This is a genomic window from Rhizobium sp. No.120 (genome assembly GCF_054558365.1).
On the sequence record NZ_BAAJNQ010000015.1, the window covers coordinates 67,137 to 78,522 of the forward strand.

The 11,386-nt window shown below is 59.0% G+C and carries 11 protein-coding genes; all 11 read right to left on the reverse strand.

The window, feature by feature from the left end; genetic code table 11:
- Positions 1 to 27: 27 nt before the first annotated feature.
- The 11 genes from ACYJRZ_RS27595 to ACYJRZ_RS27645 all read right to left on the reverse strand — a co-directional run bounded on the left by ACYJRZ_RS27595 (position 28) and on the right by ACYJRZ_RS27645 (position 11,273).
- On the reverse strand, positions 28 to 1,269 hold the full coding sequence (locus ACYJRZ_RS27595) for a Zn-dependent hydrolase (RefSeq protein ID WP_459464065.1): 1,242 nt from the start codon (positions 1,267 to 1,269) through the stop codon (positions 28 to 30).
- Positions 1,266 to 2,108, reverse strand: a complete 843-nt coding sequence (locus tag ACYJRZ_RS27600; RefSeq protein WP_459464067.1) for a BtpA/SgcQ family protein — start codon at positions 2,106 to 2,108, stop codon at positions 1,266 to 1,268. The genes ACYJRZ_RS27595 and ACYJRZ_RS27600 overlap by 4 nt, the downstream gene beginning before the upstream one ends.
- Positions 2,105 to 3,019: a PfkB family carbohydrate kinase gene (locus ACYJRZ_RS27605; protein WP_459464069.1), complete on the reverse strand. Its 915-nt coding sequence runs from the start codon at positions 3,017 to 3,019 to the stop codon at positions 2,105 to 2,107. Before ACYJRZ_RS27605 ends, ACYJRZ_RS27600 begins: the two co-directional genes overlap by 4 nt.
- 5 nt (positions 3,020 to 3,024) lie before the next feature.
- On the reverse strand, positions 3,025 to 3,795 hold the full coding sequence (locus ACYJRZ_RS27610; protein ID WP_459464071.1) for a glutamine amidotransferase: 771 nt from the start codon (positions 3,793 to 3,795) through the stop codon (positions 3,025 to 3,027).
- Between the two features lie 26 nt (positions 3,796 to 3,821).
- A complete protein-coding gene (locus tag ACYJRZ_RS27615) occupies positions 3,822 to 4,910 on the reverse strand; it encodes a phosphotriesterase family protein (protein ID WP_459464134.1) in 1,089 nt (362 codons plus the stop codon).
- A gap of 5 nt (positions 4,911 to 4,915) precedes the next feature.
- Complete coding sequence (locus ACYJRZ_RS27620; RefSeq protein ID WP_459464136.1) at positions 4,916 to 5,923, reverse strand: ABC transporter permease; 1,008 nt, start codon at positions 5,921 to 5,923, stop codon at positions 4,916 to 4,918.
- A gap of 2 nt (positions 5,924 to 5,925) precedes the next feature.
- Positions 5,926 to 6,723: an ATP-binding cassette domain-containing protein gene (locus tag ACYJRZ_RS27625; RefSeq protein WP_459464073.1), complete on the reverse strand. Its 798-nt coding sequence runs from the start codon at positions 6,721 to 6,723 to the stop codon at positions 5,926 to 5,928.
- 89 nt (positions 6,724 to 6,812) lie between these two features.
- The gene (locus tag ACYJRZ_RS27630; protein WP_459464075.1) at positions 6,813 to 7,754 is read right to left on the reverse strand and encodes an ABC transporter substrate-binding protein; all 942 of its coding nucleotides are present in this window, start codon (positions 7,752 to 7,754) and stop codon (positions 6,813 to 6,815) included.
- A 122-nt stretch (positions 7,755 to 7,876) separates the two neighbouring features.
- A complete protein-coding gene (locus ACYJRZ_RS27635; protein ID WP_459464138.1) occupies positions 7,877 to 8,491 on the reverse strand; it encodes a cupin domain-containing protein in 615 nt (204 codons plus the stop codon).
- A 340-nt stretch (positions 8,492 to 8,831) separates the two neighbouring features.
- Positions 8,832 to 9,785 carry a sugar-binding transcriptional regulator gene (locus ACYJRZ_RS27640; RefSeq protein ID WP_069614393.1) on the reverse strand — a complete coding sequence of 318 codons (954 nt, stop codon included), beginning with the start codon at positions 9,783 to 9,785 and terminating at the stop codon, positions 8,832 to 8,834.
- Positions 9,786 to 9,806: 21 nt separating this feature from the next.
- Complete coding sequence (locus ACYJRZ_RS27645) at positions 9,807 to 11,273, reverse strand: FGGY family carbohydrate kinase (protein ID WP_459464139.1); 1,467 nt, start codon at positions 11,271 to 11,273, stop codon at positions 9,807 to 9,809.
- Positions 11,274 to 11,386: the final 113 nt, after the last annotated feature.

Here is an 11,386-nt window from a genome sequence, read left to right on the forward strand (position 1 = left end):
ATGCCTTTAAGTGGCATAGACCATTGCTCATCGGGTCAAAGAAAGGGTGGTCTCGAGCAGCACCTTCGCGCCTATCTCGATATGCTCCGAGGTGACGAATTCAGCTTCGTTGTGACTGATACCGTCTCGGCATGGAACAAAGATCATCGCAGTCGGTGCAGCCCTGCTGATGAAAAGTGCATCGTGGAAGGCGCCGGAGACCAATTTCATGTTGGGAACGCCGACCCTTTCGCACGCATTATCGATTACATCGAGAACTGTCGTGTCGAACTTTCCAGGCGCCAAGTCGAAGCGCTTTTCGATGTGCAATTGGACCCTATGGCGCTTAGCTGACGCGCGGCATTCTGTATCGATCTGGGCCTCGATGGAAGAAAGCACGTCTTCTTGAGGATGTCGGATGTCGATGGTGAATGTAACGCTGCTCGGAATGACGTTGACGGAACTGGGCTCGACGCTCATTCGTCCGACAGTTAGCCGCGCCATCGGATCGGCTGGCATAACGACGAGCTGGAGTCGTGCAATCGCCGCGACAGCGGCCGCCATGGGATCTCTGCGGAATTCCAGCGGCGTTGTGCCGGCATGGGCGGCTTCGCCGTTGAAGGAAATCTGAAACCACCTGGTTCCCTGCACGCCAGCGACGAGGCCGATCGGGATGCCCGCGCGCTCGAGCACGGGTCCCTGCTCGATATGCACCTCAACGAAGGCAGACACGGCATGGCCAACCGGCTGTACCTTGGCTTCCGGCAATGCCTTCAATGTCGCTGTCAATTCATTGCCAAGTGTCGCCCCGTCGGTGCCGCGCATATCCTGCCACCCAGCCATGTCGCCCGCGCCAACAAAGGCCATGGATCCCATGCAGCCGGGAGAGAAGCGGCTCCCTTCCTCGTTGGTCCAAGACACAACTTCGACGGATCGTTCCGTAGCGACTCCGGCATCCTCAAGGGCTTCCAGTACCTCGAAGGCGGACAGCGTGCCAAGCGCACCGTCGAACTTGCCTCCCGTGGGCTGGCTGTCGAGATGGCTGCCGATCAGGACTGGCGCAGCCGAGGGATTGCGTCCTTCACGTCGGATGAAGAGGTTCGCTATCGCATCCTGGTGGACGCTGAATCCGCGGGCAATGGCTAGGTCCGCAAGCAGGCGCCGCGCCGCCCTGTCCTCGATGCTCAACGTCTGACGATTAACCCCTCCCGCTGGCGTCGCTCCTATCGTTGCAAAATCGGCAATGCGCCGCAGCAGACGCTGCGCATTGATTTTTGGGCATGACGTCATCGATGGATGCCCGTCACGAAGTCTTTCACGCGTTGCGGATCGACTGCGTTCCACCAGACGCCATCATACTTCAGCGAGCTTGCAATGATCACGCCATCGGCAACCGAAAGTATGTCGTTCCCATTCTCAGGCGTCACACCACTGCCGACGAGCGTCGGCAGGCCCGCCGCATGCTTGATCATTCTGATGTAGTCGAGATCGGCTGCATGTCCTGTCCTTTGACCTGTGGCAATGACCACGTCTGCGTCAAAGAAGACAAGATCTTTGACCTGTTCCTCGACGGGTCGATCCGCAACAATGGCATGTGCTCCATGTTTGACATGGGCATCGGCGAAGATGCGGATGCCATGAGCATTGAGCCGTGCGCGATAGCGCATTGCGCGGGCAGCTTCTCCCTCGATGAAGCCTTCATTGGCGACATAGGCGTTCGCCCATTGATTGACGCGTACGAAGCCCGCACCTGCCGCGCTGGCGATTGCAAGCGCCGGAATGGCGGCATTGGCAAGAACATTGATGCCGATCGGCCCCCCGAGTTCGCGGCGGATGCGATCGGAAACGACAGCCATGTAGGCCGGTGTCTCGGGACCGATATCATCCGGTTTCGAAAAGGGAATATCGCCGTGGTTCTCGATGATCACGGCGTCACAGCCGCCGGCAAGGTAGGCGCGAGCATCGTCAAGTCCGCGCTGGTAGACGGTCTCAATCTCCTCGCCGGAGTAACGCGGCGCACCGGGAAGAGGCGCCAAGTGAACGACGCCTATTATCGCCTTTTCGCGCCCGAAAAGATCGATGAGCGCGTTGCCAGCTACCTGCCCAATGGGCTTCATTGTCCCACTCATGTGTTTTCCAGTTCTGATATCTTGATGATGTCCGAAATTTCCGCCCGTGAGGGGTAGGAGGCGAGCGTTCCAAGGCGACCGACTGAGATGCCGGCGGCCTTGGTGGCCACTTTCGCAGCTGCAGTCAGGGATTTTCCTTGTGCGAGCAGGCCAACGAGGACGCCCGCAAAGCAGTCACCCGCACCGCTGGTGTCAACCACCGCACTCTCGGGTGCTGCGAGGATAACAGGCGCATGATCCGCCCGATCCCATATGAGGCTGCCTTGGCTTCCAAGCGTCACGACGGCGCTTCTCGCTCCGTTGCCGAAGAGCAGCTTTGCCGCTGCCGTTGGGCTTTCCATGCCCGTCAGCGCCGCGGCTTCGCCTTGATTGACGATGACGATATCCACATCGGCAAGATCCTCGACGGTCATGTCCGATGGTGGACTGGCATTGAGCACCGTCTTCAGGCCCGACCTTCCGGCAAGCTCCAGACAGGTGGCGGTGACCTCCCCGGAGAGGTTGCCCTGCATCAGAAGGATGTCGCCCTTGCTCCAGGTCTGCGTCAGGGCCGATTGCCGGATTGGATCGAAGGCCCGCGCACAGGCGACGGCGCTGACGATGGCATTTTCGCCGCCTTCTTCCAACAGGATCGTCGAACGGTCGGTGGAAAGAGGCAGGCGGATCAGCCGATCAACCTCGAGGTCGCTCTTCAGCATCTCGATCACGCCACCCGCCATGGCGTCGTCGCCAAGCGCGCTCCAGAAGCACACCGCTGCCCCGCTTCGCGCCGCCGCCACGGCTTGATTGGCACCCTTGCCTCCGACGCCTTCAACGATCGAACTCGCATTAAGCGTTTCCCCTGGACGCGGCAGGCGCGGCAGGCTGAAGCTCGTATCGACGCAGACATTGCCGACGACATGGAGGCGCATGGGCGTCAGTCCTTGAGTGTTGCCCAGGCCAGCATCTGCTCGAAGAGCGTCTTGTAGCCGTTCCATGCAATGAACTCCGGCGGCAGCCAGTGCGGGCCGACATCCGAAGTCCAGACGAGTGTTCTGCCGGCGCCATAAGTGCCGGTTACCAAAAGTGGCTGCGAACCATATTCGTCTGAAACCGTCGCAAGCACGTCGGCTCCTGGCTTCACCTTCACCTCATTGAAACCGAGAAGGTAGGGCCAGTCTTTTCCGAGGCCCTTGAGAACCGGGTGGGTGTCATTGCCCGTCACGACGGGCGAAAGCCCCTCGGGAACTTCAACGCGGTCATCGAAGGCAAGGCAGGTTACCGGCAGCACCTCCTCCACCGGTGTTTTATGATAGCGCGCGCCGCCATTGATGCCTTGGAAGCTGTAATAGCCGCCGAACATCAGCAACGCGCCGCCATTTGTAACGTAATCGCGCAGCAGCTTCAGCCGGTTCGGGGTCCTCCTGGAATGAATCCAGGTGTCAGGGTGCAATAGCAGCGTGTTTGCGCCGATATCGGACAGAACAATCGCGTCATATTCCGCGAGTGCTTCGGCTCTCAGCGGAAAATCACGCTGAGCCTCATGGGCCGGCATGAAGGTGACATCAAAGGCGCTGTCCTTCAATGCCTTCAGCAATTCGTCGGCACCGGTGTGATAGGTCACCGTCGGAAACTGGTCGAAACCCTTGATGTGGGTGGCGGTCGAAACCCATGATTCACCCGCCAGAAGAACCTTTTTCTTGCTCATGTCTGCTCCTTGAATGCACCCGACCTTCAGGCCGAGGCGGAAAATACCGATTGGGGATTGGTGATCAGCATTTGGTCGATCGCCTGCTGATCGACACCGTGACGCTTCAGTCGCGGCAGGAAATGCTTGAGAATGTAGCCATAGCCGAAGCCGCCATAGCGGGTCAGCATGATCTTGAGAAAGACGTCCTGAGATAGAAGCAGCCGATCGGCATAGCCCAGGTCTATGAGCGCCCTGATTGCCCTGGCGTTCTCCTCGTCCGACGGCGATTGAGCATTCTGATCGGCGTAATAATAATCCATGCCGATCATGTCGTATTCCAGGAAGGCACCGCGCTCTGCGAGGCTCTTTTGATATTGAAGATCATTATGGCTGGGATTCATGTGGCAGAGCACAGTGTGACGCAGGTCCGCGCCTTCGTCCTCGACCACATCAAGCACCCGATGGGCAAGGCGCTCCCATCCCGGCAAATGGATGGATAGAGGCAGGCCAGTCAACCGGGCAGCTCGCGCCGATGCCCTGAGAGACTTCTGCTCCTCTGCCGTAAAGTCCTTGCTGATGCCAACCTCGCCGATGATGCCAGCCATGATGTCAGGCTGGGTTTCGCCACCGCCGACGTCGTTGACGATGAAGGCGGCAACTTCGTCCAGATCCATGCCCTTCAGCCACTCCGGATGCGTATGCTCCAGGTAGAAGCCGGTCCCCATGATGATCTTCAGGCCGGACATGCGGGCGATGCGGGCCAATTGTTCGGCATCACGCCCTATGCCAAAGTTGGTGGTTTCAACCACGGTATGGCCGCCAAGCTTCTGGAAGCGGGAAAGTTCGGCTAGGGCCAGATCCCGATCATCCAGCGAGACGTTGTCGCGGTTCATATAGGGGTTCATCCGCAACTCGCCGATGATCTCTATTCCAACCGGCTGTTCGGCGATCGCCTTTTCGTCTGGATGGCAAGGGCACTTCCATGAGGTCGCTCCGTCAAGGAAGATGTGCTCATGCATGAGCGTCAAGCCCATGTCCGCGACCGGAATGGGGCCAAGCACGGTCATTGCGCATCCGGTGTGGACGCCAATGGCATGACGCGTTCTGGCCGCCTCGGCAAAGAGATGATCCATCATGCTCAGCGGCCCCTTGCTGCGCCTTTGAAAAGGCGGAAGTTCAACCAGATTGCCACGAGGATGATGACCCCGGTGACGATCGGCGTGAAGAAGGGCGACATGTGCGAAAGGATCAGGCCGTTGGCGATAACGGCAACCGTCAGTGCTCCGAGCACCGTTCCGACCACTGAACCGCGCCCGCCGAACAGGCTCGTACCGCCCAGTACAACTGCGGCAATGACATCGAGCTCGAAGCCTTGCCCGGCATTTGAAGAGCCGGATCCCAGGCGCGCGGCAAGAATGATGCCGGCGGTGGAGGCTGCTACCCCCGATATCACATAGACGAATAGGGTGACGCGCCGCGTGTTGACGCCGGCGCGGCGCACCGCCTCGGCATTGGCACCGATGCCGGTGACATATCGCCCGAACGGCGTTTCGTTGAAAGCGATATAGGCCGCGACGAGGGCAACGATCGCGATCATCGCGGGGGCAGGGATGCCAAAGAACCAGGCCTGGCCAATCGCGGTGAACGGGCTCTGCGGATCGATGGGAATCGAGTAGCCGCCGGTGATAAGTAGTGCGAGGCCCCTGATGACCGATAGCCCGGCCAGCGTGACGATGAAAGCTGGAATCCGTTCGTAGGCGACGAAATATCCCTGGATCAGGCCGGTCGCCGCGCCAAGGAGCATCATCAGAACGACAACCAGCGGCCATGGGATACCGGCCTGCAGGCAGGCCGCTGAAAGCGTTGCGGCAAGGGCCAATACGGATCCAACCGAAAGATCAATACCGCCTGTCGTGATGACGAAGGTCATGGCCGCGGCCACGATCAACAAGGGAGCGGATTGTCTGACCACGTTCAAGAGATTGGGAGCGGTCAGAAAGACATTTGTAAAGAGGGAGAAGAAAATGCAGACCGCGATGAAAAACAGAGCGATCGAAACAATGCCGCCATTGGCTATGGCCTTGTCATAGAGGCGTGCCTTCCGCAAACGGGATGAAGGGGCGGTTTGGGCGTGAGAGGATGTCATGGTCATACGGACGCGCCTCGCTCGGTATGTTGGCCGGCCGAGCGCGCGGAGAACTTGCGACCGACGATCAGGTTGACGACTTCTTCGATATTCGTTTCGGCGATAAGGCGCTCGGCAACGTTCTGTCCCTCATACATCACCTGGATGCGATCGCAGACGAGGAAGAGATCCTGGAGGCGATGCGTGATCAGAATGACGCTGACGCCGCGGGCGCTGACCGTGCGGATGAGCTCCAGTACCGCCTCGACTTCGGCAACTGCAAGCGCCGCCGTCGGCTCGTCCATGATTAGGACCGAAGGATTGAACGACGCCGCACGTCCGATCGCAATCGACTGGCGTTGGCCGCCTGAGAGATTCTCGACCTTCAGAAGCGTGTCCGGAATGACGATGCCGAGCCCTTCCAGCATATGGCGCGCCCGTTCATGCATGGTCTTCTTGTCGAGTATCGGAATGCCCGCAAGCTTCCATTTCGGTTCACGCCCCAGAAAGAGATTTCCTGCCACGTCAACGGTGTCGCAAAGGGACAGATCTTGGTAGACCATCTCGACATGCGCGGCGCGCGCATCAGCGGGCGAGGCAAAGGAAACTGGTTTTCCGTCGATCTCGATCGTTCCTGAATCCGGGATCACCGCGCCCGAAAGCACTTTGCTCAAGGTCGATTTGCCGGCGCCGTTGTCACCGACAAGGCCGAGGACCTCGCCCGGCTTCAAGGTCAACGATACATTGTCCAGCGACTGCATCGTGCCATAGCGTTTGGAAATGCCGGTCATCCTGACGCGGTAGGTATCAGCGTTTGTCATATCAATGCTGCCTTGCGGAAATGGCCTCAGCCATGATGCCACAACGTCATGGCCGACGCGATCGGCCATGACGTGACGAGATGCGGGAGCTACTTGAACATGCCCCGGAACTTGTCGACATTTTCCTTGGTGACGATGGTGACAGGCACATTGATGATCGGATCGATCTTCTCGCCCTTTTTCACCTTGACGAGGGCTTCGACGGCCGCCTTGCCTTCGCCGGCCGGATCCTGCTGGATAACGGCCGTCACCCAACCCTGATCGATGCCCTCGATCGCTTGCTTGGTCAGATCCCAGCCGAAGACCTTCACGTTACCTGTTTTGCCCTGGCTGGTGACGGCCGCAACGGCGCCGAGGAGTGCTGGCTCGCCGGTCGCATAGAGCGTCGTCATGTCGGGATTGGCGGTAATGAGATTTTCCGCCGCGCTGAGCGCGACATCCTGCACGTTCTGGCCATCCACGGTATCAAGGAAGTCGACCTTCTGGCCGCGAGCCTTTACCGCCGCCTTGAAGCCATCAAGACGCTGATTTTGGATGAAGGAATTGAGTGCGCCGACAACGCCGACTTTGGCGCTGCCGCCCATCTTGTCTTTGACGTAATCGGAATAGAACTTGCCGATCTCCTCACCAGCCTTGGTATTGTCGACACCCACGAAGGCTATGTTGTCGCCGTTCGGAATCTGGGCGTCGATCGCGATGACCGGGATGCCGGCCTTCTTGGCGGCGGTGATTGCCGGCTTCACACCGTTTACGTCGATGGCGACCAAAATGATGCCGTCGACTTTCTGGGTGATGTAGTTTTCGATGGCGTCATTCTGCGCGCTAGGCACGTTGTTGGCGTTGAATATGACGAGATCGGCGCCGGCTTTCTTTGCTGCCTCCTTGGCGCCGTCATTGATCTGATTGAAGAAAAGAGCCTGCTGGTTGATCGTCACGAGAGCCAGCGTATTCGCCATCGCGGCGCCGGCACTGCAGGCAAGTGCGACGGTTGCGCCAATCGCGCAACCGAACAGATATTTCTTGAGATGCATGATCGTTCCCCATGTTTTTTGGATTGCAAGGGGAGTATTCAAGTAACTTGAATGATTGTCAAGTGACTTGAATTGATGATTTTGAAGATGATCGCGAGTTCGTTTTCAGGGCAGTGGCGGCGCTAGAAAGTCGCCGGCGTATTGACCCAGAAGATGCTTGCGCGCTCCGATCCGACATTGCGATACCAATGGGGCAGTTCGGAGTTGAAGACGAAGCTGTCGCCGACGGAAAGCCGGAATGTCCGTTCGTCGACCATGAGTTCGATCTCGCCGGCAAGAACGTATCCAACCTCCTCGCCGACATGCTGGATCGGCCCGGCACTTTGGCCGCCAGCCTCAATATGGTGGATGTTGCATTGAAGCAAATGACCTTGCGAATAGGGGATTATCCGTTCGAGAGAGATGCCTTCCCCTCGGCGCAACGGGTCTAGTCCAATCAAAGGCCTTGTCCCGGAACGGAAGACAATACCTTCTTCGCCGTCGGCCTCCTCGAACATCCAGCCAATATTCGTACCCAGAACACCGACAAGTCTATGCAACATCGGTAACGACGGCGAAGCCTTGCCGTTCTCAATTTTCGACAGCAGGCTTTCTGAGCAATCCGCGGCCAGGGCGAGAGCCTTAAGGGTCAAGCCCCGGGTTTGCCTGGCAAGCCTCAGACGGCCTCCAAGCCGCGCCGGATTGGTCAGTATCTTTTCCTCGTTGTCTTCTCCCGATTTCCCCGGGGATCCAATCATATTCATGGTTCTGGTATCGCTGTTGCAAAGCTGAAGCTTAACGCCAGCCCTCTGCGTCTGTCTAGCTATCACGAAAAGCGGCTAAGTTCTCGAGATGGTTCAAAGCCGGCATGATACGAAAGCCACGAGGCGATTGCTGATCAGGCTATTGAAGAAGGCAGGCAGCTACTCAAGCGGATTATCACCAGCAAGCCTTGTTCGTACCGCGCTGCCGAATGCCGCCGCTCGCATCTTTGTCCGCATGGTGACCGCACCGATTAAATGCAAAACGACAAAATGCTCTTCATGTCGCCAGATAGGCGGCAATTGCTGCTGACCGGAGGTTGCCGTCGGTCATTGACTAGAGTTCGATCAGGCGCTCGGCGCTGAATTTGTCCGTTATCAGCGTATCGATAACTCCGATCCTGAGGGCTCCGGCGATTGCTGCGGTCTTCTTCGCTCCGCCGGCAAGCGCGATGACCCGATCGACTCGTTCCAGATCTTCAAGCGGGAAGCCAATGACACGCTCGTCGAGCGGCGTTTTGACAGGTTTGCCATCCTTGTTGAAGAACCGCAGCGATATATCGCCGACTGCACCTGCCTCGGCAAGATCGGCAAGCTCTCGCGACGAGAAGATATTGCCGGATCTTGCCAGCAGTTCCGATGGCTCGACGGCGCCGATACCGACGATGGCGAGGGTGATGCTGCCGAAAAGATCCATGGTCTCCCGCACGAACGGATCCGCCTGCATCAGGAGTTTGGCCTCGCGTGAGGTCGTGACGCCCTGCACGGGAAGAAGCTTCGGCTCGGCACCCGTCAGTCGGGCAAGGCGGGTGGTCAACTGGGTGGCATGCGTCTGGACCGACGGGTCGCCCATCCCGCCAAGCGTCTGAACGACATATTTGGCCTGGGCGCTCTTCTGCGGATGAATGTTTTCCACCATCCTGAAGATCGTCTGGCTCCAGCTCGACACACCTATGATTTCGCCGGGCGCAAGCGTCACCTCCAGAAGATGCGCGGCAGCTTCGCCGATCCGGGCCATGATGGCGCCGTCCCGGTCCTCGGTGCATTCGACGACGATTGCCTCGGGGAGACCGTATTTCTCGCGCAGCGCTCCTTCGAGTTCGCTGTAGGTGCCGACGGGCGGAATGACGCTTGTCCGCACGATGTCTTCCGCCTCGGCCCGCTTCAGCATTCGCGACACGGTTGCCTGCGACAGGCGAAGGTGCTGCGCGATGTCCGCCTGCCGCTTGCCCTCTATGTGATACATCTGGGCAACTCTTGAGATGAGGCGGAGTTCGTTAAGGCGAGCCATCGTTGATCCCGGGGTGAATTTTTATTCACCTTTAACCGGTGTTGCGCGCAACGTCGAGCGGGCCAGCGCATCATTCCACCTGTTCAGGAGGCCCATACTGTCGATGTTTTCCGGCTCGATGACCTTATTGTTTCTCGGAAGCGCCGCGATGGCATCGAGATCCGGCCACAGGCCTATCGAAAGACCTGCAAGATAGGCTGCTCCAAGCGCCGAGGCTTCCGGTGCCTCGCACTGGATGACAGCGTGTTTTACCAGGTTTGATACGCACTGCATGAGAAAGCGGTTCTGGCTCGGGCCGCCGTCGACGTAAAGCGTGCCGAGATCGCCACCGCTCTGTGCCCGCATCGCCGTAATTACATCATGAACCTGGAAAGCGATCGAGTCGGTGACCGAGCGCGCCATCTGCGCGCGCGTGGTGCTGAAGTTGATCTGCGAGAAAAGGGCACGGGCGTCGGAATTCCAGTACGGGGCGCCCAGACCGACGAAGGCGGGCACGAAGCCCGGGCCATCGGGCTCAGCGGTCGCCGCTAGGTCGATAAGGGAGCCAACATCCGGAAGACCCAGGATGCCGGCCATCCAGGGCAGACTCGCGGCGCACACAAGAATATTGCCTTCGAATGCGAAGGTTGGCTGTCCGGCGATGCGCCAGGCGACCGTTGTGGTAATGCCATTGCGCGGTGCGATGAAACGCGGAAGTGTGGTCATGACGGATGACCCCGTTCCGAAGGTCGCCTTGCCGTCGCCCGGCTTGAAGGCTCCGTGGCCGAACAATGCTGCGTGGCTGTCACCGATAGCCGATCTGATCGGCGTGCCATCCGGAACGCCGGCAAGACCATGCGTTGTTCCGAAGTCCTCGGAACTGTCGAGCACTTGGGGGAGGAGCCGGATATCGACTCCGAAAATCGCGCCCAGTTCCTCGCTCCAGGCTTGGGCCTCAAGGTCGAACAACTGGCTTCGCGCGGCATTCGAAGCGTCGCAGACATGCTTGCGGCCGCCGGTAAGGCAGTGAATCAGCCAGCTGTCGATCGTTCCGATGCGGACCTTTTTCCCATGCGCGACCCGATCGAGAAGCCATCGGAACTTCGCGCCAGGAAACATCGGATCAAGGGGGAGGCCGGTCAACGCCTCGACGCGCTTGAGATGTCCGTCCGCGATGAGACGCTCGCAATCCGGCGCCGTGCGCCGGCATTGCCAGCTCAAAACCGGCCCAAGCGCCTTGCCCGTTTCGGCATCCCATATAGTGACGGATTCCCGCTGATTGGAGATCGCTATTGCCCCGATTGTCGCGCCTGGCGCGCTTTGCAGGCATAGTGCGATCGCTTCACAGACGGATGCGTAAATCCGATCGGGATCCTGTTCGACCCAACCGGGCTGCGGATAGGAGATGCCCACCGGAGCCGAGCCTCTGGCCATGATGTCTCCGCTCTCGGAGACCAGTACCGCCTTGGAATTGGTGGTTCCCTGGTCGATTGCCAGAATGGCCCGCATCATATCCTCCACCGGAGCATGGTGCCGAAACGTGTGAGCGGTTCTCGGGCGACATCATGCTCTACTTCTTTGATTTCAGAGCGGATTCAGATTTTAGCTCGATTCGAGCTAAA

What these genes read in the sequence shown, in the direction of transcription:
- ACYJRZ_RS27595 (WP_459464065.1), bottom strand. Translation starts at nt 1,269, where the DNA reads ATGACGTCATGCCCAAAAATCAATGCGCAGCGTCTGCTGCGGCGCATT.
- ACYJRZ_RS27600 (WP_459464067.1), bottom strand. Translation starts at nt 2,108, where the DNA reads ATGAGTGGGACAATGAAGCCCATTGGGCAGGTAGCTGGCAACGCGCTC.
- ACYJRZ_RS27605 (WP_459464069.1), bottom strand. Translation starts at nt 3,019, where the DNA reads ATGCGCCTCCATGTCGTCGGCAATGTCTGCGTCGATACGAGCTTCAGC.
- ACYJRZ_RS27610 (WP_459464071.1), bottom strand. Translation starts at nt 3,795, where the DNA reads ATGAGCAAGAAAAAGGTTCTTCTGGCGGGTGAATCATGGGTTTCGACC.
- ACYJRZ_RS27615 (WP_459464134.1), bottom strand. Translation starts at nt 4,910, where the DNA reads ATGGATCATCTCTTTGCCGAGGCGGCCAGAACGCGTCATGCCATTGGC.
- ACYJRZ_RS27620 (WP_459464136.1), bottom strand. Translation starts at nt 5,923, where the DNA reads ATGACATCCTCTCACGCCCAAACCGCCCCTTCATCCCGTTTGCGGAAG.
- ACYJRZ_RS27625 (WP_459464073.1), bottom strand. Translation starts at nt 6,723, where the DNA reads ATGACAAACGCTGATACCTACCGCGTCAGGATGACCGGCATTTCCAAA.
- ACYJRZ_RS27630 (WP_459464075.1), bottom strand. Translation starts at nt 7,754, where the DNA reads ATGCATCTCAAGAAATATCTGTTCGGTTGCGCGATTGGCGCAACCGTC.
- ACYJRZ_RS27635 (WP_459464138.1), bottom strand. Translation starts at nt 8,491, where the DNA reads ATGATTGGATCCCCGGGGAAATCGGGAGAAGACAACGAGGAAAAGATA.
- ACYJRZ_RS27640 (WP_069614393.1), bottom strand. Translation starts at nt 9,785, where the DNA reads ATGGCTCGCCTTAACGAACTCCGCCTCATCTCAAGAGTTGCCCAGATG.
- ACYJRZ_RS27645 (WP_459464139.1), bottom strand. Translation starts at nt 11,273, where the DNA reads ATGCGGGCCATTCTGGCAATCGACCAGGGAACCACCAATTCCAAGGCG.